We start from the raw sequence: 20,521 nt of genomic DNA, 5'->3' as shown, positions 1-20,521 counted from the left end.
ACCCCACAACGAAACCCGGCCACCCCAACCGTTGTACCGAGCGTGATCGACCACCGAGCGCCCGTCAAGGGCGGCGACCTCTGGACCCGAGATTAATTGTTAGGTAAGTTTCCTATTAGTTAGCTCCGATCGCCCCGTCAGGAGTCCAGATGTCCTTCCGTAAGTTCCTTGCCGTCCTCTTACCTCTCCCCCTCCTGGTCGCACTCGGTGGCGCCCAGGCCGATGCCGCCGACACCTTGCTCTCCCAACGACAACCAGTCCTTGCCTCCAGCACCGAAGACGACTCGCTGCCCGCGACCCTCGCCGTCGACGGCAGTACGACGACCCGCTGGGCCAGCGCCGAAGGTGCCGACCCACAGTGGATCCGGGTCGACCTCGGCCAGCCGGCCACGATCCGCCGGGTGAAGCTCACGTGGGAAGCCGCCTACGCCAAGGCCTACCGGATCGAGGTGTCCGACAACGGCACCGACTTCCGGACCGTCCAAGATGTTGCTAATGGCAACGGTGGGACCGACGACCTGAGCGGGCTGACCGCCCGCGGCCGCTACGTCCGCCTGGTCGGCACGCAGCGCGCCACGGCGTACGGGTACTCCCTGTGGGAACTCGAGGTCTACGGCACCGCCGACTCCAGCGGTGACACCCAGCCGCCGACCGTGCCGACCGGTCTGCAGAGCACCGCGGTCACCGCGACCTCGGCCGCGCTCAAGTGGACCGCCTCGACCGACAACGTCGGCGTCAGCGGGTACGACGTACTGCGCAACGGCGTCGTCGTCGCGTCGACCGAGTCCCCGGTCTACAACGACACCGGTCTCACCGCCAGTACGACGTACCAGTACGCCGTCCGCGCGCGTGACCTCGCGGGCAACCAGTCAGGCCTGAGCCAGGCCATCAGCGTGCAGACGAGCGCCGGCGGCACCGGCGCGTTCGTGCTCGCCGCGGCCGGTGACATCGCCGACCGCTGCACCGAGTCCGACTCCGCCTGCGTGCACCCGAAGACCGCGCGTCTGGTCCAGGCGATGAACCCGGCCAACGTGATCACGATGGGCGACAACCAGTACGACGACGCGCACCTGTCGGACTTCAAGGCCTACTACGACAAGACCTGGGGCAAGTTCAAGGCGATCACCAAGCCGATCCCGGGCAACCACGAGTCGTACGACGACACCCCGTTCGCGGGCTACCGCTCCTACTTCGGCGCGATCGCGACGCCGCAGGGCAAGCAGTACTACAGCTGGGACAAGGGCAACTGGCACTTCGTCGCCCTCGACTCCAACGACTTCGTCACCGGCGAGGACAAGGCCGAGCCGGCCCAGCTGACCTGGCTCAAACAGGACCTCGCGAAGAACACCAAGGGCTGCGTCGCGGCGTACTACCACCACCCGCGCTTCAGCTCCGGCGACCACGGTGACAACCCCGACAGCATCGCGCTGTGGCAGACGCTGGTCGGCGCGAAGGTCGACCTCGTCCTCAACGGGCACGACCACCACTACGAGCGCTTCCTGCCACAGAACGTCAACGGCCAGGTCGACCCGAACGGGCCGGTCCAGATCATCGGCGGGATGGGCGGCGCACCCTTGTACGACGTGCACTCGGGCCACCCGGCGACGGCGAAGATCCTGTCGACGTACGGCGCGCTGAAGCTCTCGATGACCGACACCACCTTCTCCAGCCAGCTGATCGGGCTGGACAGCAAGGTGCTCGACAGCAGCCCGACCTACACCTGCCACTGACGGGGACGGCTGATGTATCTGGCGAACAGCCGGGCCGCCGACCAGGCCACGCGCCGGGTCGGCGGCACCCCGCGGTGGCACCGCGTCCCGTCCAACGTCCTCGCTCTGGGTGTGGTCAGCCTGGTCACCGACATCTCCGCCGAGATGGTGACCGCGATCCTGCCGCTCTACCTGGTCCTCGGCCTCGGCCTGAACCCGCTGCAGTTCGGCCTGCTCGACGGCCTGTACGCCGGTTCAACCGCACTGCTCCGCCTGGTCGGCGGCCACGCCGCCGACCGCTGGCAACGCCTGAAAGCAGTCGCCGGCATCGGCTACACCCTCTCCGCAATCTGCAAACTAGGCCTACTCGCAGCCGGGTCGTCGGTAGCGGCAATCGGCGCGGTCCTAGCAGTAGACCGAGCCGGCAAAGGCATCCGCACAGCCCCCCGCGACGCCCTGATCTCCCTGAGCAGTCCCCCCGAAACCCTCGGCCGATCCTTCGGAGTCCACCGCGCACTAGACACCGTCGGCGCCTTCCTAGGCCCCCTCGTAGCCGTCGCCGTCCTCTGGGCAAGCCTGGGCTCCTACAACGCAGTCTTCGTCTTCAGCTTCAGCATCGCGGCGTGTGGCGTCCTGCTGCTCGTACTTCTGGTGAAGGACCACCAACCTCGCGCGGCACGTCCGACCGTCGTACCGCTGCGGACGATGATCGGGCTTCTCGCCATTCCTTCCTTTCGGCGTTGCTGCTTGTGGGCTGCGGGGCTTGGGTTGGTGACGATTACCGACTCGTTCGTCTATCTCGCGCTGCAGCGGCGGTGGGAGATCGAGAGCACCTGGTTCCCGCTGCTCGCGCTCGGGACGACCGGCACCTTCCTGCTGCTTGCCGTACCGCTTGGGCGGCTGGCCGACCGGGTCGGGCGATGGAAGGTGTTCCTCGCCGGGCACGCGGCGCTGGTGGTTGCGCTGCTGCTGATCTGCGGGCCGGCGACCAGTCCGTGGATCGCGATCGTCGCACTGGCTCTGCACGGCTGCTTCTACGCGGCGACCGACGGCGTACTGCCTGCTACTGCTGGTCCGTTGCTCCCCGAACACCTCCGCGCAAGCGGGCTCGCACTGCTGCAGACCGGCCAAGCACTCGCGCGGATGGTGTCGGCAGTGCTGGTCGGCCTGGCCTGGACGCTGTGGGATCTACGGCCCGCACTAATCGCGACCACGATCGCCCTGCTCGTCGTCACCGTCGCAGCGGCGGCATTCAAACCCTGGGAGGTGAACCGATGAGAAAGCTCCTGCTCGGTCTGATCGGCGTACTCGTGCTGATCGGCGGAGGACTCGCGTACGTCGTATCGGCACGCGGCAGCGGCCCAGCGGTCGATGCCCAGCCGGTGACCAACGGCCCGATCACGCTCTCCCCCGGCACCATCCTGTTCCGCAACACAGCCAGCGGCCCGTCGTACGGGAAACTCGCGACCGGCTCGCCGCGCAGAGTCGCCGACCTGCACTGCGACCGCATCGCCGTTGCCCACGGCACCGGAATCTGCCTGCGCACCAAACCCGGATCCTTGCCCCCACTCACCGAAGTCCTTGTCCTGGGCCCTGATCTCCAGACAAGGCACAAGCAAACATTGCCCGGCACCCCGAGCCGAGCCCGCGTCTCCCCCGACGGCAAGATCGTGAACTGGACGCTCTTCGTCACCGGCGACTCGTACGCCGCCACCGGCTTCTCCACCCGCAGCGGCCTGTACGAGGTCGACACCGGAAGGCTGGTGAAGAGCATCGAGGAACTACCGGTCTTCGTCGACGGCCACCGCTACTTCGCCCACGACGCCAACTACTGGGGCATCACCTTCGGCGCCGACGGCAACCGTTTCTACGCAACCCTCGGCAGCAAAGGCAAGACGTACCTCATCGAAGCCGACTACCGCGCCTACCGCGGCACCGCGATCCTCGAGAACGCCGAGTGCCCGTCCCTGTCCCCCGACGGCCGCCGAGTCGCCTTCAAGCAGAAGAACCAAGACGGCACCTGGCGCATCGCAGTACTGGACCTCTCGACCCGCCGCGTGACCTACCCACCCGAAGACCGACACCTCGACGACCAGGTCCTCTGGCGGGACAACACCACCCTCCTCTACGCCCTGCAACGCCCAGACAAAGGCACCGACATCTGGTCCACTCCAATCGCGAAAGGCCGACCGACCCTCCTCATCCCCGACGCCGCCTCACCCGCCATCGCATAACCTGGCGCGCATGGACGACCCCGACCAGCCGGCCACGCCGGAGATCCAGGCGCGCGTCACGGCGAGCTTCGCGCGGCAAGGCCTGATGGCGCACCTCGGCGCCCGGCTCGGACACATCGGGCCGGGCCGCGTCCACATCCTGCTGCCCGAACGCCCCGAGCTGACCCAGCAGAACGGCTACTTCCACGCCGGCGCGACCACCGCGATCGCCGACAGCGCCGGCGGGTACGCCGCCTTCACGCTCTTCCCCGAGGACACGTCCGTCCTCACGGTCGAGTACAAGATCAACCTCCTGGCCCCCGCCGAGGGCGACCACCTGGAGGCGGTCGGCACAGTGCTGAAGCCCGGCCGCACGTTGACCATCTGCCGGCTGGACGTGTTCGGCGTACGGGGTGAGCAGCGCAAGCTCATCGCCGCCGGGCAGCAGACTCTGATTCAGGTGGCCGGCCGCCCGGAGCGATGAGCCGCTAGCGCCCGAACCAGCGCGTGAGATGAGCGGCCAGATCCGCCTGGTCCTCACCGACCCACGCGACGTACCCGTCCGGTCGCAGCAGTACGGCGGGAGCGTCCAACTCCTCGCTGACGTCGACCACGTGGTCGACGCGGTCCTCCCAGCCGGCCACCGAAAGCCGGCCGGTCTGGTCGAGCAGCAGACCGCGCCCCTCGTGCATCCGGGTGTACAACCGACCGCCCTTCAGCTCCAGATCCCGCAGCCGCCGCCCGAGCAACTCGTGGCCGTCGCCGAAGTCGTACCGGATGTTGGTCGCGACGATCTTCTCGGTCAGGAGCCGGTTGACCTCCTCGAAGTCCATCAACTCCGCGAACAGCCGCCGCAACGCCTGCGGACCGGCCTCCGGCGCCATCAGCACGCCCTGCGCCCGCGTGTTGTCCAGGACGTCGGCCGCCACCGGACGGCGTTCGGCCTCGTAGGTCTCCAGCAATCCGGCCGGCGCCCAGCCGTCCAGCTCGGCCGCCAGCTTCCAGCCGAGGTTGACCGCGTCCTGGATCCCGAGGTTGAGGCCCTGCCCGCCGAGCGGCGGGTGGATGTGCGCCGCGTCGCCGGCCAGCAGCACCCGGTCGACCTGGTACTGGTCCGCCAGCCGCGTGGCGTCCCCGAACCGCGACAGCCAGCGCGGCGAGTGCACCCCGAAATCGGTGCCCGCGACAACTTTCAGTTGCCGCTTGAACTCGTCGAACTCCGGCGGCACGGACCGGTCCGCCGTCACGCCTTCGGCCGGTACGACGACCCGCCAGGCTCCGTCCGGGAGCGGCATCAGCCCGAACCGCCACACGGTCTCGCGGATCTTGGTCTGCACGGCGTTCACCGTTTCCAGCGTCGCGCCCACCCGCATCTCGCCCAGCAGCGTGTCCACCTGCGACGGCTCCCCCGGGAACCCGATCCCCAGCAGCTTTCGCACCGTGCTGCGCCCGCCGTCGCACCCGACGACGTACCGGGCCCGCAGCCGCTGACCGTCCGCGAGCTCGACGTCCACTCCCCGCTCGTCCTGCCGCAGGTCGACCACCTCGCAGCCGTACCGGAGCTCGGCCCCGAGCTCGAGCGCATGCTCGGCCAGGATCCGATCGGTCACCGGCTGCGGAATCCCCAGCGTGTAGGCGTGCGCCGAGTCCAGCCGCGGCGGCGACGCCTTCGCGATCCCCGCGAAGAAGCCCGTCACCGGATGCCGCTGCCCGGCCGCGAGGAACCGCTCCAGCAGCCCCCGCTGGTCCATCACCTCGATCGACCGCGCGTGCAGCCCCAACGACCGCACCACCTCGGTCGGCTCGGTGGCCTTCTCCAGCACGACCACGTCCACCCCGTGCAGCCGCAGCTCCGCCGCCAGCATCAACCCCGTCGGCCCGCTCCCCACCACCAGTACGTCAGTCACACAATCCCCATTTCCCCGAGCTGTCGTTCAGCAACTCGCAGGATTCTGCAGCACCACCTGGGCCTTGCGGCAAGTCCCCACCTGCGCTATAACCTAATTACGGCAGGGAGATTCTTTCTTCCTGCCGTTGTCGCGCCCGGGGTCAGCCGAAGAGCTGGTCGAGCGTGATCGTCCGGTACGTACGGACGTGCTGCTGCGCTTCGGCCGCGGCCAGGTCGGGATAGCCGGACTCGATCGCGGCGGCCAGCCGCAGGTGGTCGACCTCGATCCGCTGGAAGTCCGTGATCTGCCGCAGCACCCAGTGCAGCCGGCTCATCAGCGGGATCAGCATCTGCTGCAGGATCTCGTTGTCGGAGAACGCGATGATCTCGTCGTGGAAACCCCAGTTCGCCTCGCGAACGGCGTCCAGGTCGTCGGCCTGCAGGGCGGCCCGGGAGTCGGCGACCAACTGCTCGAGGTTGCAGGTCGCGCCGCCCGCGATCCGCTCGGCGGCCAGTCGCGACGCCATCCCCTCCAGCGCCTCGCGGATGTCGAAGATCTCGACCACCTCGCGGCGGGTCAGCTCCTTGACGATGATCCCGCGGGTCGGCAGCTTCTCGACCAGGCCCTCCTGGTCCAGGATCCGCAGCGCTTCGCGGACCGGGGACCGCGACACGTCGAGCTGGGCCGCGAAGTCCCGCTCGACCAGGCGCGCGCCGGGCTGGAGGTGCCCGTTCAGGATCAGCCGCCGGATCTTGTCCGCGACGATCTCCCCGAGCGGCACCTCGTGCCGATACACGCTGCTGGACCTCGCCATCGCTCCATCTAACCGTACGCCGGTCGTCAGCGCGTCGATCAGCGGCCGCGCCCTCATCGGGTCCGCGCGTCGCGCTCGATACCGTCCACCAGGGTCCGGGGAGCGATCGCCCGGCACAGGTGATACCCACCGATCGCCACCAGCGCGCCCAGCGAGATCCCGCTCAGCGCGAACGAGTCCCCGAGCCGCAGCGTGGTGTCGCCGATCCCGATGATCACCGCGGCGGAGATCGGCACCAGGTTGATCAGGTTGCCGAGATCGACGTTGTTCTCCTTCCAGAGTTGGGCGCCGAGCAGGCCGATCATTCCGTAGAGGATCACCGTGCTCCCGGCCATCACCCCGCCCGGCAGCGCCGCGAACAGCGCCCCGAACTTCGGGCAGAACCCGAACAGCACCGCGATCAGCGCGGCCACGTAGTACGTCGCGGTCGAGAACACCCGGTTCGCCGCCATGATGCTGATGTTCTCGCCGTACGTCGTGACCGGCGATCCGCCGACCGAGCTCGCGACCGCCGTACCGAGTCCGACGGCGACCACCGAGCGGCCGATCAGCGGATCGAGGTCGTCACCGGTCGTCTCCGCGATCGCCTTGACGTGCCCGACCGTCTCCGCGGTGACCGCCAGGGCGGCCGGCACGATGATCAGGATCGCGGCCAGCGAGAAGCTCGGCAGGTGCCAGCCGACGACTTCCCGGCCGTCCGGGCTGAGCAGCGTTGCCGTCGGCAACCCGATCCAGTCCACCGACCGCACCTGGTCCCAGTTCACCCGCAGGTGCGTGGTGACCTGTCCGAGCGCGGGGTCGAGCGACGTGATCGGACCGGACACGATGTCCAGCACCCACGACAGCACGTACCCGAAGACCAGTCCGAGCAGGATCGAGATCCGGCCCAGGAACCCACGCAGCCCGACCGCGCAGACGAGCGTGAACACCATGACCAGCAGCGCGACCCACTGGTCCTGCGGCCAGTGCGTGTGCGCGACCACCGGCGCGAGGTTGAACCCGATCATCATCAGGATCGCCCCGGTCACCGCCGGCGGCAGCAACCGGTTGATCACGCCGGTCCCGGCCCGATGGATCAGTACGCCGAGCAGCATCAGCACGACCCCTGCGACCAGGATCGCGCCGGTCACCTCGGCCGACCCCGATCCCGGCTGCGCCCGTACGACGACCACCGCACCGACGAACGCGCCACTCGTCCCGAGGTACGACGGCACCCGCCCGCGAACGACCAGCAGGAACAGGATCGTGGTGATCCCGCTCATCATCACCGCCAGCCGCGCGTCCAGTCCCATCAGCAGCGGTACGACGAACGTCGGACCGAACATCGACGCGACGTGCTGCACACCGAGGCCCGCCGTCCGCGGCCAGGACAACCGCTCGTCAGGCGCCACCGACTCGTCGGGCGCGAGGTGCTTGCCGTCGCCGTGGACCTTCCACCCGAGCGACATCAGTACGCCAGGCGACGCAGCGCGCTGGCCAGGATCGCGACGCCCTCACCGAGCGCGCGCGGATCGGTGTCCTCCAGCGGCGAGTGGCTGATCCCGCCCTTCGACGAGGTAAAGATCATCCCGACCTTCGCGATCTGCGAGAACAGCTGGGTGTCGTGCCCGGCACCGCTCGACAGCGGCCGGTACGGCAGCCCGCTCTCGTCCAGCGTCCGCGTGATCGCCGCGATCACCTCGTCGTTCATCAGCACCGGCTCGTGGTCGTGCTGCAGGACCAGGTCGATCCCGAGCCCTCGCCGCTCGGCCACCTCGGCGAGACCGGTCTCGATCGCCTGCTGCGTCGCGACCTGCTGCTCGCGATCGGGTGTCCGCAGCTCGACCGTGAACTGCACCTTGCCCGGTACGACGTTGATCTGGTCGGGCGTCACCGCCAGCCGACCCACGGTCGCGACCGCCGGTGGTCCCGCGTTCAGGGCCGATCGCTCGACCACGGACACCATCTCGGCCACTCCGGCCAGCGCGTCCCGGCGCAGGTTCATCGGCGTCGTCCCGGCGTGGTTGGCCTCGCCGGTCACCGTGACGTCCCAGCGGGTGATGCCGGTGATCGCCGTGACGACCGCGAGGTCGAGTCCTTCGCTCTCCAGGATCCCGCCCTGCTCGACGTGCAGCTCGACGAAGTACGCGATGTCCGTACGCCGGGCCGCCGCGATGTTGCCCGGGTCGAGCCCGAACCCCCGCATCGCCGTCGCGAGTGAGACCCCGGCCTTGTCGATGCTCTGCTCGGCCTCTTCTCGATCGGTCAGCCCGACGATCGACCGGGAACCCCAGTAATGGTTGGTGAACCGGCTCCCCTCCTCCTCGCACAGGACGACGACCTCCAGCGTGCGCGCGGGCCGGCCGGACGACTTGCCGAGGGCACCGACCGCGAGGATGCTGCCGACCACGCCGTACGCGCCGTCGAGCCGGCCGCCGTTGCGGACCGTGTCCATGTGCGAGCCGGTGGCAACGACCGGTTCGTCGGTTGTCCCCGGCAACCGCCCGATGATGTTGCCGACCGCATCGACCCGGACCTCCAGGTCCCGCTCGACCATCCAGCCCTTGATCAGTTCCTGGGCCTCGGTCCAGGCCGGGTCGTAGAGCGACCGGTAGGTGCCGCCGTCGTCCTGCGCACCGAGTGCGTAGAGCTGGTCGAGCATCTTGGCGGCGGCGTGCTCGAAGTTCTCGATGGTGTCGCTCATCGCGATCTCCCTGTCTCTAGTGTCGATGCGCGGCGTCGAGGGCTGCGGCCCCGGCCGACTTGCGATGGACGAGCTGCCCGCGGCCGGGCTCGGCGAGGCACTTGCCGTCCCGCGCGATGACCTCGCCGCGCGACAGCGTCAGGACCGGCCACCCGGTCAGCTCCATGCCCTCGTACGGCGACCAGTCGACCGGCGTCTCCAGCTCGGTCGAACGCACCACCCGCCGCAACGACGGGTCGAAGAGCACGAGATCCGCGTCGGCGCCGGGCCGGAGCGTTCCCTTGGCCGGCGCGAGCCCGAACAGCCGGGCCGGGTTCGTGCTGAGCAGGCTGACCATCTCGCTCAGGCTGAGCCGGCCCGCCAGTACGCCGTACGTGTGAATGAGTTGGAGCCGCAGGCCTGCCCCCGGCAGCCCGTTCGCGCCGCGGCGGAAGTCGTCGCGACCGAGGTCCTTGACCTCCGCGCCGTACCCGCAGTGGTCGGAGCTGACGACCTGGATCACGCCTTCGGCCAAGGCCCGCCACAACGCGTCCGAGTCCTCGGTCGTCCGCAGCGGCGGGCTGCACAGGTAGCGGTGGCCGTTGGGTCCGGCGAGGGCCGACTCGGTGAGGGTCAGGTAGTGCGGGCAGGTCTCGGCGTACGCCTCGACCCCGCGGTCCTGCGCGCGCCGGATCTCCTCGGCACCCTGGCGGGTCGACACGTGGAAGACGTACAGGCTCGCGCCGGTCTGCTCGGCGAGGAACAGCGCCCGGTTGATCGCCTCGGCCTCGGCGATGTTCGGCTTGGTCCGGGCGAAGTCGGCCGCGCTCGTACTCGCGTCGGCGACCAGGCTCGCGGTGTTGAACTCCATCATCGCGGCGTTCTCGGCGTGCACGATCGTCATACCGTCGAAGCGCGCCGACGCCTCCAGAGCCGCCAGCAGCAAGGCGTCGTCGCCCATCCGGCCCTGTGCCTTGTAGAGCATGTAGAGCTTGAACGTCGGGAAGCCGGTCGCGATCAGGCCGGGCAGGTCCTTCACCGTTTCGGGCGTCGAACTGGTCAGGACCGTGTGCAGGGAGAAGTCGACGACTGCTCCCGGCTCGGTCTCCGCACGACGGCCGTTGATCGCCTCTACCACGTCGTTCTCGCGCTGGACGGCGAAGTCGATCACGGTGGTCGTCCCACCCGTCGCGGCGAACGCCGTACCGGTCGCGAAGTCGTCCAGTGCCTCGACCCAGCCGTGCTCGAGCTTCACGCGGTGCCCGAAGTGCACGTGCGGGTCGACCAGCCCCGGCAGGACGAGCAGCCCCTCGGCGTCGATCGTCTCTGTCGCACCCGACAGCGTCCCCGGGGCGCCGACCTCGACGATCTTGCCGCCGGTGATGCCAATGTCGCCGAAGAAGACCTCCTCGGCGGTGACGAGCTGCCCGTTGGTGACAAGGAGGTCAAACATGGTCCACTCCTGACAGTTGGTTGCTGACGACATCCGGTACGGCGGCCGCGCGTCGGTTGGTCGCCGCATCGGGCGCGTCGGCTGCGCGTCGGTTGCTCGCGGCATCGGGCGCGTCGGCTGCGCGTCGGCTGCTCGCGGCTTCTGCGGCAGCGGCGATCACGGGCAGGTCCGCGTCGGTGATCTCCCGGTGCACCACCAGCCGGACGGCGCGCGAGCCGATCGGCTTCACCAGCACCCCGCGGGCGCGCATCGCCGCGACGAACTCCTCGGCGGGATGGTCGAGGCCTGCTTGGACGATGTTGGTGTGGATCTGTCCGAGGTCGACATCAAGTCCTGCGCCGGCGAGCAACTGCCCGAGCCGGCGGGCCCGCTCATGGTCGTCGGCCAGGCGCGGGATCATCTCTTCGAGCGCGACCAGCCCGGCAGCTGCGATCACGCCCGCCTGGCGCCACCCGCCGCCGAGCTGCTGCCGAAGCCATCTCGCCTCGGCGATGAAGTCTCGATCTCCGACCAGCACCGAGCCGATCGGGCTCGACAGCCCCTTGGACAGACAGAACTGCACAGCGTCGACCGACCGCGTCAGCTCGTCCACCGGCCGCCCGAGCGCGACGGCCGCGTTGAAGATCCGCGCACCGTCGAGGAACGTGGGCACCTGCAGCTTCCGCCCGAGCAACGCCATCGCGTCGGTGTCCGAGGCCGAGATCACCAGCCCCCGATTGAGGTCGTAGGTGTTCTCCAGACAGAGCAGCCCCAGCTTCGGCATCTGGATCGGCGCCACCCGCGCGAGCGAGTCCTCCAGCTCCGCCTCGTCGAACACCCCGTTGCCAACAGCAACCGGCAGCAGCGGCACACCCATCAACACGGCAACCGCCGCACGTTCCATCCGTTGCAGGTGTGAGTGTTCCAGCACGATCGCCGCCCGGGCGCGCCCGCTCAGACAAAGGATCGCCAACTGGTTGGCCATCGTCCCCGACGGAACGAACAGACCGGCGTCCTTGCCGAGCAGCCCAGCACTCAGCTCTTCAAGCGCTCGAACAGTCGGGTCCTCACCGAAGACGTCGTCACCGACCTCGGCCGCAGCCATCGCGGCCCGCATCCGAGCCGTCGGCCTGGTCACCGTGTCGCTGCGCAGATCGAGCGTGGCCGTAGTGTCGCCGCGCGGACTGCTCATGGCCAGGTCGTGCCTCTCGCTCATGCGTGCGTCACCTCCTCCAACGGACGCAGCGGCTCAGGTCCGACCGACCGTCCACGCTTCAGCACCAAGCGCCTGGCGGTGTCTCCATCCAGCAGGTCCGACAGCGACCGTGCTTCGAGGACGACGAGCGAAGCCTCGTCACCAGGCGTCAGCCCGTAGTCGGCCAGCCCGATCACGTCCGCCGCCCCGACCGTGTGCAGCGCGAGCATCTTCAGGAAGTCCTGCTCGGTCACCAGATGACAAGCCAACGAAGCCAGTACGGCGTTCTGGATCAGATCCGTGTTCCCGAACGGATCGAACGGGTCGCGAATGTTGTCGGTCCCCACAGCAACCCGTACGCCGGCCGCCAGCAGGTCCGTCAGCCGCGTGACCCCGCGGCGAGCGCCGACCCGGTCGTCCCGGCCGTTGCCGTACAGGTTGCTCGCCGGCGCCGCGACCACCGCGACACCCGCTTCGCTGAGCAGCTCACACACGTTGTGCCGCAGCTTCGGCGGCACCATGTCCAGTCCGCACAGGTGACTCGCGACGACCCGGCCCTGGTAGTTCGCCTCGATCGTCTTGCGGGCGATGTAGACCGCGCCGAGGCTGTCCGGGTACTCGCGGCCGTCGGCGTGCCGGGACACCTCCGCGGTGTGGTCGCGGTCGATCCCGAAGTCGGTGTGGAAGTCGATGTCGACGTCGAACTCCTTGGCCAGCCGGAACACGATGTCGACTTGTTTCCTCAGCATCGCCGTACCGGCCGAGATGCTCGGGTGCCCGCCGATCACGTCGGCGCCGAGCTCGAGCGCCGACCGCAGCAGGTCCTCGGTGCCGGGGAACTCCTCGATCCCTTCCTGCGGGAAGGCGACGAGCTGCAGGTCGATCGCGTCGCGGAACTCGTGCTTGAGCGTCATCAGCGCGCGCAGGCTGGTCAGCCCGACCGTCGGGTCGATGTCGACGTGGGTGCGGACCGCCGTGACCCCGTGCGCGACGCACCGGCGCAGGGCCTTGGTCGCACGCTCCAGTACGTCGTCCGCGGTGAACGCGGCCTTGGCCGACCGCATGTTCCGGCGGACCTCGTCGATGGTCCCGCTCGCGTTCTCGAACCGGGACGCCATCATCGCCTTGTCCAGGTGCGCGTGCGCGTTGACGAACCCAGGAAAGACGAGCCGCCCGTCCAACCGAATGGTGCGCGCCGGTGTCAACCGGTGCTGCTGATCGGACGCAGACTGAACCGCGGCGATGCGGCCGTCCTGGATGCGGAGGTTCTGCACAGGACCACCCGTCCAGAGGCGGGCTTCCTCGAGCAGCAGGTCGTTCACGATGTCTTCGCCTTTCTTGCTTCCGCCCTGTGCTGCCGCGCCGGAAGCCCGCGGCAGCACAGGGGGAATCGACGGTCCGGGCAGGGGCTACGGGATCCGGACCACGTTGGCGAAGTACTCCTCGTAGCAGATCGGCTGCTTCGTGGTCCACTCGTCGATGTTGTCCTTGGTGACGATCACGTCGGCGACCGGAACCTCGACCGCCTCCAGCTGCTTGACCTGCCCGTTCTCCAGGTAGTTGCGCAGCACCTGGGCGCCGGTCAGGCCGTGCCAGGCCGGCGAGTAGTAGCGGGTCGCGGTGATCCCGCCGTTCTTCACCCACGGCACCATTTCCTCGGTGCAGTCACTGGTGATCGTGACGATGTCGTCGCGACCGGTCGCCTTCAGGTACTGCGCGATGCCGATCGCCATCTCGGCGGCGTAGTCGATGATCACCTTGGCGTTCGGGTGCTCGCGGAGCAGGCCGTCGACAGCGGCGCGGGACTTGAACCGGTCGTAGCGGCCCTCGGCCTGACCGACGATCTTCCACTGGTCTCCCCCGAACTTCGCGAAGGCTTCCTCCAGGGTCTTGGTGTAGGTCTCGCTGAAGCCCTGGCCGAGCACGCTCGGGACCAGCAGGACCTCGCACGGGTCGGTGTTCTTGGTGACCCACTCGGCGATGTCCGCGACGCGGGCGTCCTGGCGGACCGAGCCGACGATGTAGTCGTCCATCGGGCCGGGGCCGAACCGCAGCAGGCTGACCACGGGGATGCCGGCCTCGGCGGCGAGCCGGGCGCCCTTGGCGCCGGACTCCAGCTGGTGCGGCATGATCACGATGCCGTCGACGCCGAGCTCGATCAGCTCCTCGAAGTTGGCCAGCTCGCGGTTCTGGTCGAAACCGGACTGCCGGCCGACGTAGCCGTAGCCGGTGCCCTCCAGTGCCTTCTGCACGCCGCTCGACAGGTACCGGGTGTAGATGTTGAACCCGTTGGTCATGCTCGCGATGATCTTGCCGTCGCCAACACTCATGGTGCTCTCCTCGATCCGGGGTTGGTGGAACGAGAAAACCATCCGCGGGAAGGAAGAGCGAGAAGGTCGTGCATTCCCTGCACCACAAGACTTTTTTTAGTTGTAGAGGGCAACAGAAAAGAAGGCACACCTCTGCCGAGGTGTGCCTTCCGGTGGGTCTTTCAGTGCGCGTTGCTGGGTGCGATCGGCACTTCCACGCCGTTGCAGTCGATCAGCTTGCCGTTCTCGTAGCGGTCGCCCTCGAGCAGGCAGTCCAGGTCCTGCTCGGTGACCACCCGCCCGGTGCCGGCGACCATCAACGACTGGTCGTGGGAGTTGCCGACCTTCAGGTGGTTGAACAAGAGGTTCAGCGAGATCGCCATCACCGCCGACGAACTGATGCCGGAGTGGAAGATCGTGCCGAACCAGTCCGGCGCGTTGTCGTAGAACGTCGGCGCCGCGATCGGGATCATCCCGAAGCCGATCGACGTCGCCACGATGATCAGGTTCATGTTGTCGCGGTACTCGACCTTGGCCAGCGTCCGGATCCCACTCGCCGCGACCGTGCCGAACAACACGATGCCCGCACCACCCAGGACCGCCGTGGGAACAGCCGCGACGACCCGCCCCAGGACCGGCAGCAACCCGAGCAGCACCAGGATCAACCCACCGGCCGCCACCACGAACCGGCTCTTGACCTTCGTGACGGCGACCAGCCCGACGTTCTGCGCGAACGCACTCTGCGGGAACGACCCGAAGATCGGCGCGATCAGGCTCGACGCCATGTCCGCGCGCAGCCCGGCCGCGATCCGCTTCGAGTCGGTCTTGGTGCCGATGATCTCGCCGACCGCGAGGATGTCGGCCATCGTCTCGGTCAGGATCACCAGCATCACGATCAGCATCGCGATGATCGCCGCCACCTCGAAGGTCGGCGCCCCCAGGTGGAACGGTGTCGGGAACGCGACGATCGCACCGGTGCCGACCCCGGAGAAGTCGGTCTTGCCGACGGCCACGGCGATGAACGTCCCGAGCACCACAGCGAGCAGGATCGACAGCCGCGAGATCGCGGCGATTCCTACCTTGCTCAGCACCAGCACGAGGATCAGCGTCACCGCCGCCAGCAGGAGGTTGCTGACGCTGCCGTAGTCGTCGGCCCGGCGGTTGCCACCCATCGCCCAGTTCGCGGCGACCGGCATCAGCGTCAGTCCGATGGTCGTGATCACCGTGCCGGTGACGACCGGCGGGAAGAACCGGACCACCTTCGAGAACACCGGCGCGATCAGCAGCCCGACCACCGCCGACACGATCACCGCGCCGAAGACCGCTGACAGCCCGCCGCCACCGGTGACGATGGCAACCATCGTGGCGACGCTGGAGAACGACACCCCCTGCACCAGCGGCAACCGGCAGCCCAGGTACGGCAGTCCGAGCGTCTGCAGGAGCGTCGCCAGACCACCGACGAACAGCGCCGCGGCGATCAGGACGCCGATGTCGGCCGGGGACAGGCCGGCCGCTTGGCCGACGACCAGGGGGACGGCGATGATGCCGCCGTACATGCTGAGGACGTGCTGGAAGCCGTACGCGAAGGTGCTCACCAGCGGGAGCCGCTCGTCTTCGGGCCGGGCCGGGTCGAACTGGGACATCAGGGGACCTCCAGGCTTGGGATCCCAAAACAGTAAGTATGGCGTGCGTCACCGTCAAGGGCTCGAGCTCCTGCGTGGATATCCCTTATTTTGCGGCTACTTTCAGCGACCGGTGATCGACAGCCAGGTCGTTGACAGGCCGGTCCGCGAGATCTAGCGTGATTTGGGATCCCAAATCACAGGAGTTGTCATGGAGACCAAGCAGAGCGGCGCAGCCCGCGTGATGGCCGTACTGGAGGCTCTCGGTGCGGCCGAGCCCCGCCGGTTCCCCGACGGGATGACCGTCTCCGACGTCGCCAGGATCCTGTGCCGGGAACGATCCGTCGTCTCCCGGCAGCTCAGCAGCCTGCGCGACAGCGGCTTGGTCACCCGCGACGAGGAAGGCCGCTACAAGCTGAGCTGGCGCCTGTTCGCGCTCGCGCTGCGCGCCGGCGACCGCCAGCTGACGCAGACCGCCGTACCGCTGATGTTCCGGCTCACCGCGATGGTGCGCGAACGCAGCTACCTCACCGTGCTCAGCGACGGCGAGGTGCTGACCGTGCACTCCGAGAGCGCCCACCGGTCGATCGAGGCCACCGGCTGGGCCGGCCGCACTGTCCCGGTGGGCCGCTGTTCGAGCGGGATGGCCCTGCTGCTGGACCACGACGACGACCACATCCTCGAGATCGTCCGCCGTGGTCCGCACGGCATCGTCGGCCGCGCGGCCGACGACTACCTCCAGCAGGTCCGGTCCGCCCGCACGCTCGGCTACACCGTTGCCAACCGCATCTTCGACCCCGAACTGGTCGGCATCGGTGCCGCCGTCCGGGACTGCTCCGGCCACATCACCGCAGCCGTCAACCTGTCCGGCCCGGCGGCACGCGTCGAGCCGCACATCAAGGTGTTCTCAGGCCAGCTCCTCGCGATGGTCCGCGTCCTCCAGCAGTCCGTTCGTCCCGCGGCCTAGCTTCCGGCAGGCCTCGGCCCACAGTCGCCCGGCCCGGTACGACGACCGTACGAGCGGCCCGCTCAGTACGCCGAGGAAGCCGATCTCCTCGGCCTCCTCGCGCAGCTCGACGAACTCCTGCGGCTTCACCCACCGATCCACCGGCAGGTGCCGCTCCGACGGCCGCAGGTACTGCGTGATCGTGATCAGGTCGCACCCCGCGCCGTGCAGGTCCCGCAGCGCTTCGGCGACCTCCGAACGCGTCTCCCCCATCCCGAGGATCAGGTTGGACTTGGTCACCATCCCGAGCGCCTTCGCCTGGGTGATGACGTCCAGCGACCGCTCGTACCGGAACGCCGGCCGGATCCGCTTGAAGATCCGCGGCACCGTCTCGACGTTGTGCGCGAACACCTCCGGCGCCGCGTCGCAGATCGCCTTGATGTGCTCCGGCTTGCCCGAGAAGTCCGGCACCAGCAGCTCGACGCCGGTGCCCGGGTTGAGCTCGTGGATCTTGCGCACGGTCTCGGCGTACAGCCAGACGCCTTCGTCCTCGAGATCGTCCCGGGCCACGCCTGTCACGGTCGCGTAGCGCAAGCCCATCGTCGCGACCGAGCGGGCGACCTTGGTCGGTTCGAACAGGTCGACCGGCGAGGGCCGTCCGGTGTCGATCTGGCAGAAGTCGCACCGCCGGGTGCACTCCGACCCACCGATCAGGAACGTCGCCTCTCGGTCCTCCCAGCACTCGAAGATGTTCGGGCAGCCGGCCTGCTCGCAGACCGTGTTGAGCCCTTCCTTGCGGACCAGTTGCTTGAGCCCGACGTACTCCGGACCCATCTTCACCTTCGTGCGGATCCACTCCGGCTTGCGCGCGACCGGTACAGCCGCGTTGCGTTGCTCGATCCGCAGCAGCTTGCGGCCTTCCGGCGGTACGGCCACGGCCCTACTCCCCGGCGTACAGCGGATGAGCGGCAGCCAGTACGGCGACCCGCCGGCGCAGATCCGACAGGTCAGCCTCGGCGTCGGCCGTCAGCGCCTCGGCGATGATGTCGGCCACCTCGACGAACGCCTCCTCGCCGAACCCACGCGTCGCCAGCGCCGGCGTACCGATCCTCAGGCCGGACGTCACCATCGGCGGCCGCGGATCGAACGGTACGGCGTTGCGGTTGACGGTGATGTCGATCGAGGCCAGCCGGTCCTCGGCCTGCTGCCCGTCGAGCACGCAGTCGCGCAGGTCGACCAGCACGAGGTGGACGTCGGTGCCGCCGGAGACCACGGAGATGCCGTGCTTGGCGACCTCCGGCCGGTTCAGCCGCTCGGCCAGGATCCGTGCGCCCGCCAGCACCCGCTCCTGGCGCTCGCGGAACTCCTCGGACGCGGCGATCTTGAACGACACCGCCTTGCCCGCGATCACGTGCTCGAGCGGCCCGCCCTGCTGGCCAGGGAAGACCGCCGAGTTGATCTTCTTGGCCAGGTCCGCGTCATTGGTGAGGATGATCCCGCCGCGCGGACCAGCCAGCGTCTTGTGCGTCGTCGACGTGGTGACGTGCGCGTGCGGCACCGGCGACGGGTGCAGCCCGGCCGCGACCAGACCGGCGAAGTGCGCCATGTCGACCATCAGGTAGGCGTCGACGGCATCGGCGATGCGCCGGAACTCGGCGAAGTCCAGGTGCCGCGCGTACGCCGACCAGCCGGCCACGATCAGCTTCGGCCGGTGCTCGTGCGCGAGCCGCTCGACCTCGGCCATGTCGATCCGGTGGTCGTCCGGGCGCACCTGGTACGGGATCACGTCGTACAGGCGGCCGGAGAAGTTGATCTTCATGCCGTGCGTGAGGTGCCCGCCGTGGGCGAGGTTGAGGCCCATGATCGTGTCGCCCGGGCGGATCAGTGCGTGCATGACGGACGCGTTCGCCTGCGCGCCCGAGTGCGGCTGAACGTTCGCGTACGCCGCGCCGAACAGCGCCTTGACCCGGTCGATCGCCAGCTGCTCGATCACGTCGACGTGCTCGCAGCCGCCGTAGTACCGGCGGCCCGGGTAGCCCTCGGCGTACTTGTTGGTGAGCACCGAGCCCTGCGCCTGCATGACGGCCGCCGCGGTGTGGTTCTCCGAGGCGATCATCTCCAGGCCGTCGCGCTGCCGGGTCAGCTCGTCGGCGATCTTCGCCGCGATCTCCGGGTCGAGGTCGGCCAGCCGCGCATCGAGGCTCGGGGCAACGACCTGCTGGAAGGTGCTCACAGTTCACCGCCGTGCTTGGCCGCGTAGTCCTCGGCCGACAGCAGCGGACCGTCCTCGGTGGCGTTCACCTTGAACAGCCACACGCCGTACGGGTCCTCGTTGATCGCCGCGGGGTCCTCGGTGACGGCCGGGTTGACCTCGGTGATCTCGCCGGAGACCGGGGAGTACAGCTCGGAGACGGACTTGGTGGACTCCACCTCGCCGCAGCTCTCGCCCGCGGTCACGGTGCTGCCGACCTCGGGCAGCTCGACGTACACGATGTCACCGAGGGCGTCGGTGGCGATCGCGGAGATCCCGACCGCGACGGTCCCGGCCTCCTCGCGGGCGACCCACTCGTGCTCGTCGGAGTACTGCAGTCCAGCCTTGACTGTTGGCATGGTCGGTCCTCACTTCTGGCGCTGGTAGAAGGGCAGAGCGGTCACTTCGAACGGCTCGGGCGTCCCGCGCAGGTCGACGTGCAGTGCGGTTCCCGGCTCGGCGTGCTCGACGTCGACGTACGCCAGAGCAACCGGTACGCCGAGCGTCGGGCTGGGCTGGCCGGAGGTGATCTCGCCGACGACGACGCCGTCCTTGAGGACCGGGTAGTGGCTGCGCGGCGCCCGGCGGCCGGCGCCGGTCAGACCGACGAGCTTGCGGGCCGAGCCCGCTTCCTTGCGGTGGGCAAGGGATTCCTTGCCCACGAAGTCTTCCTTGCTCAGCGCAACGACTCCGCCGAGGCCGGCCGCGAACGGGTCTCCGTCGCGGGAGAGTTCGTTGCCGTAGAGCGGCATCCCGGCCTCCAGCCGGAGCGAGTCCCGGGCGGCAAGACCGGACGGGGTCAGTTCGCCGTCCTCGGCGGCGGCCTCGATCGCGCGCCAGACGTCGGTGGCATCGTCGTTCGCGACGAAGATCTCGAAGCCGTCCTCACCGGTGTAGCCGGTCCGCGCGACCAGCAGGTTCAGGTCGGTCACGGTGATCTCGACCGCCGCGTAGTACTTGAGCGTGGTCAGAAGCTCCTGCTGCTCGGCCGGGATCAGCCGGAGCAGGATCGCCTCGGCCTTCGGGCCCTGGACGGCGATCAGCGAGGTGCGCGCCGAGGCGTCGTCGACGGTGACGTCGAAGTTCTTCGCCCGCTCGCTCAACGCGGCGACGACTGTTTCGGCGTTGCCCGCGTTGGGGACGACGAGGAACGACTCGGGGCGCCGGTAGGTGATCAGGTCGTCGATCACGCCACCGTCCTCGGCGCAGATCAGCGAGTACTTCGCCTTGCCGACCGCCATCGCCGAGATCTTGCCGACCAGGGCGTGGTCGAGGAACGCGGCGGCGTCCGGGCCGGTCACCCAGACCTCACCCATGTGGGACAGGTCGAAGAGGCCGGCAGAGCGTCGTACGGCGTGGTGCTCGGCCAGCTCGGAGCGGTACTTGAGCGGCATCTGCCAGCCGCCGAAGTCGGTGAAGCTCGCGCCGAGCCGCTCGTGCTCGGTCCGGAGTGCGGTGTACTTGGTGGCCATGTGTTTC

At 68.8% G+C, this 20,521-nt stretch carries 18 protein-coding genes; 5 read left to right on the top strand and 13 right to left on the bottom strand.

Annotated features, from left to right (window positions below; genetic code table 11):
- Positions 1 to 149 precede the first annotated feature (149 nt).
- The 4 genes from ACYVIO_RS17315 to ACYVIO_RS17300 are packed head-to-tail and all read left to right on the top strand — an operon-like array spanning position 150 to position 4,406.
- Positions 150 to 1,730, top strand: a complete 1,581-nt coding sequence (locus tag ACYVIO_RS17315) for a discoidin domain-containing protein (RefSeq protein ID WP_460651800.1) — start codon at positions 150 to 152, stop codon at positions 1,728 to 1,730.
- A 12-nt stretch (positions 1,731 to 1,742) separates the two neighbouring features.
- A complete protein-coding gene (locus tag ACYVIO_RS17310) occupies positions 1,743 to 2,987 on the top strand; it encodes an MFS transporter (protein ID WP_460651799.1) in 1,245 nt (414 codons plus the stop codon).
- Positions 2,984 to 3,943 (top strand): hypothetical protein, encoded by a 960-nt coding sequence (locus ACYVIO_RS17305; RefSeq protein ID WP_460651798.1) that lies wholly within the window; start codon positions 2,984 to 2,986, stop codon positions 3,941 to 3,943. The genes ACYVIO_RS17310 and ACYVIO_RS17305 overlap by 4 nt, the downstream gene beginning before the upstream one ends.
- A 10-nt stretch (positions 3,944 to 3,953) precedes the next feature.
- On the top strand, positions 3,954 to 4,406 hold the full coding sequence (locus tag ACYVIO_RS17300) for a PaaI family thioesterase (protein ID WP_460651797.1): 453 nt from the start codon (positions 3,954 to 3,956) through the stop codon (positions 4,404 to 4,406).
- A 4-nt stretch (positions 4,407 to 4,410) separates the two neighbouring features.
- Here ACYVIO_RS17300 and rox read toward each other — a convergent pair whose 3' ends face one another.
- The 9 genes from rox to ACYVIO_RS17255 all read right to left on the bottom strand — a co-directional run bounded on the left by rox (position 4,411) and on the right by ACYVIO_RS17255 (position 15,866).
- Positions 4,411 to 5,829: a rifampin monooxygenase gene (gene rox / locus ACYVIO_RS17295; protein WP_460651796.1), complete on the bottom strand. Its 1,419-nt coding sequence runs from the start codon at positions 5,827 to 5,829 to the stop codon at positions 4,411 to 4,413.
- Between the two features lie 142 nt (positions 5,830 to 5,971).
- Positions 5,972 to 6,625, bottom strand: a complete 654-nt coding sequence (locus ACYVIO_RS17290; protein ID WP_460651795.1) for a GntR family transcriptional regulator — start codon at positions 6,623 to 6,625, stop codon at positions 5,972 to 5,974.
- Positions 6,626 to 6,678: 53 nt separating this feature from the next.
- Positions 6,679 to 8,073 carry a uracil-xanthine permease family protein gene (locus ACYVIO_RS17285; RefSeq protein ID WP_460651794.1) on the bottom strand — a complete coding sequence of 465 codons (1,395 nt, stop codon included), beginning with the start codon at positions 8,071 to 8,073 and terminating at the stop codon, positions 6,679 to 6,681.
- Positions 8,073 to 9,308: a hydantoinase/carbamoylase family amidase gene (locus tag ACYVIO_RS17280; protein WP_460651793.1), complete on the bottom strand. Its 1,236-nt coding sequence runs from the start codon at positions 9,306 to 9,308 to the stop codon at positions 8,073 to 8,075. Before ACYVIO_RS17280 ends, ACYVIO_RS17285 begins: the two co-directional genes overlap by 1 nt.
- A 16-nt stretch (positions 9,309 to 9,324) precedes the next feature.
- Positions 9,325 to 10,740 carry a dihydropyrimidinase gene (gene hydA, locus ACYVIO_RS17275; protein WP_460651792.1) on the bottom strand — a complete coding sequence of 472 codons (1,416 nt, stop codon included), beginning with the start codon at positions 10,738 to 10,740 and terminating at the stop codon, positions 9,325 to 9,327.
- Entirely contained in the window at positions 10,733 to 11,935 is a 1,203-nt protein-coding gene (locus tag ACYVIO_RS17270; protein WP_460651791.1) for a threonine aldolase family protein, read from the bottom strand. The genes hydA and ACYVIO_RS17270 overlap by 8 nt, the downstream gene beginning before the upstream one ends.
- A complete protein-coding gene (locus tag ACYVIO_RS17265; protein WP_460651790.1) occupies positions 11,932 to 13,236 on the bottom strand; it encodes an amidohydrolase family protein in 1,305 nt (434 codons plus the stop codon). Before ACYVIO_RS17265 ends, ACYVIO_RS17270 begins: the two co-directional genes overlap by 4 nt.
- Positions 13,237 to 13,323: 87 nt before the next feature.
- Positions 13,324 to 14,244 carry a sugar ABC transporter substrate-binding protein gene (locus ACYVIO_RS17260; protein WP_460651789.1) on the bottom strand — a complete coding sequence of 307 codons (921 nt, stop codon included), beginning with the start codon at positions 14,242 to 14,244 and terminating at the stop codon, positions 13,324 to 13,326.
- Between the two features lie 161 nt (positions 14,245 to 14,405).
- Complete coding sequence (locus tag ACYVIO_RS17255) at positions 14,406 to 15,866, bottom strand: nucleobase:cation symporter-2 family protein (protein ID WP_460651788.1); 1,461 nt, start codon at positions 15,864 to 15,866, stop codon at positions 14,406 to 14,408.
- A 190-nt stretch (positions 15,867 to 16,056) separates the two neighbouring features.
- Between ACYVIO_RS17255 and ACYVIO_RS17250 the strand changes: the two genes are divergently transcribed.
- Positions 16,057 to 16,812, top strand: a complete 756-nt coding sequence (locus ACYVIO_RS17250; RefSeq protein ID WP_460651787.1) for an IclR family transcriptional regulator — start codon at positions 16,057 to 16,059, stop codon at positions 16,810 to 16,812.
- Here ACYVIO_RS17250 and lipA read toward each other — a convergent pair.
- The 4 genes from lipA to gcvT are packed head-to-tail and all read right to left on the bottom strand — an operon-like array spanning position 16,753 to position 20,514.
- Positions 16,753 to 17,727 (bottom strand): lipoyl synthase, encoded by a 975-nt coding sequence (lipA, locus tag ACYVIO_RS17245; protein WP_460651786.1) that lies wholly within the window; start codon positions 17,725 to 17,727, stop codon positions 16,753 to 16,755. The two genes, ACYVIO_RS17250 and lipA, sit on opposite strands and share 60 nt — an antisense overlap.
- Positions 17,728 to 17,731: 4 nt before the next feature.
- Positions 17,732 to 19,024 (bottom strand): serine hydroxymethyltransferase, encoded by a 1,293-nt coding sequence (gene glyA, locus ACYVIO_RS17240; RefSeq protein ID WP_460651785.1) that lies wholly within the window; start codon positions 19,022 to 19,024, stop codon positions 17,732 to 17,734.
- On the bottom strand, positions 19,021 to 19,401 hold the full coding sequence (gene gcvH / locus ACYVIO_RS17235) for a glycine cleavage system protein GcvH (RefSeq protein WP_460651784.1): 381 nt from the start codon (positions 19,399 to 19,401) through the stop codon (positions 19,021 to 19,023). Before gcvH ends, glyA begins: the two co-directional genes overlap by 4 nt.
- A gap of 9 nt (positions 19,402 to 19,410) precedes the next feature.
- Positions 19,411 to 20,514 (bottom strand): glycine cleavage system aminomethyltransferase GcvT, encoded by a 1,104-nt coding sequence (gcvT, locus tag ACYVIO_RS17230; RefSeq protein ID WP_460651783.1) that lies wholly within the window; start codon positions 20,512 to 20,514, stop codon positions 19,411 to 19,413.
- Positions 20,515 to 20,521 lie beyond the last annotated feature (7 nt).

The sequence above is a fragment of the Kribbella endophytica genome (genome assembly GCF_054781295.1).
The sequence above is the reverse complement of the archived record's forward strand: the minus strand, read 5'-3'. Positions and strand labels throughout refer to the sequence as shown.

What these genes read in the sequence shown, in the direction of transcription:
- ACYVIO_RS17285 (WP_460651794.1), bottom strand. Translation starts at nt 8,073, where the DNA reads ATGTCGCTCGGGTGGAAGGTCCACGGCGACGGCAAGCACCTCGCGCCC.
- gcvH (WP_460651784.1), bottom strand. Translation starts at nt 19,401, where the DNA reads ATGCCAACAGTCAAGGCTGGACTGCAGTACTCCGACGAGCACGAGTGG.
- ACYVIO_RS17300 (WP_460651797.1), top strand. Translation starts at nt 3,954, where the DNA reads ATGGACGACCCCGACCAGCCGGCCACGCCGGAGATCCAGGCGCGCGTC.
- ACYVIO_RS17280 (WP_460651793.1), bottom strand. Translation starts at nt 9,308, where the DNA reads ATGAGCGACACCATCGAGAACTTCGAGCACGCCGCCGCCAAGATGCTC.
- ACYVIO_RS17290 (WP_460651795.1), bottom strand. Translation starts at nt 6,625, where the DNA reads ATGGCGAGGTCCAGCAGCGTGTATCGGCACGAGGTGCCGCTCGGGGAG.
- ACYVIO_RS17255 (WP_460651788.1), bottom strand. Translation starts at nt 15,866, where the DNA reads ATGTCCCAGTTCGACCCGGCCCGGCCCGAAGACGAGCGGCTCCCGCTG.
- ACYVIO_RS17260 (WP_460651789.1), bottom strand. Translation starts at nt 14,244, where the DNA reads ATGAGTGTTGGCGACGGCAAGATCATCGCGAGCATGACCAACGGGTTC.
- hydA (WP_460651792.1), bottom strand. Translation starts at nt 10,740, where the DNA reads ATGTTTGACCTCCTTGTCACCAACGGGCAGCTCGTCACCGCCGAGGAG.
- ACYVIO_RS17315 (WP_460651800.1), top strand. Translation starts at nt 150, where the DNA reads ATGTCCTTCCGTAAGTTCCTTGCCGTCCTCTTACCTCTCCCCCTCCTG.
- ACYVIO_RS17310 (WP_460651799.1), top strand. Translation starts at nt 1,743, where the DNA reads ATGTATCTGGCGAACAGCCGGGCCGCCGACCAGGCCACGCGCCGGGTC.
- gcvT (WP_460651783.1), bottom strand. Translation starts at nt 20,514, where the DNA reads ATGGCCACCAAGTACACCGCACTCCGGACCGAGCACGAGCGGCTCGGC.
- ACYVIO_RS17270 (WP_460651791.1), bottom strand. Translation starts at nt 11,935, where the DNA reads ATGAGCGAGAGGCACGACCTGGCCATGAGCAGTCCGCGCGGCGACACT.
- ACYVIO_RS17305 (WP_460651798.1), top strand. Translation starts at nt 2,984, where the DNA reads ATGAGAAAGCTCCTGCTCGGTCTGATCGGCGTACTCGTGCTGATCGGC.
- ACYVIO_RS17250 (WP_460651787.1), top strand. Translation starts at nt 16,057, where the DNA reads ATGGAGACCAAGCAGAGCGGCGCAGCCCGCGTGATGGCCGTACTGGAG.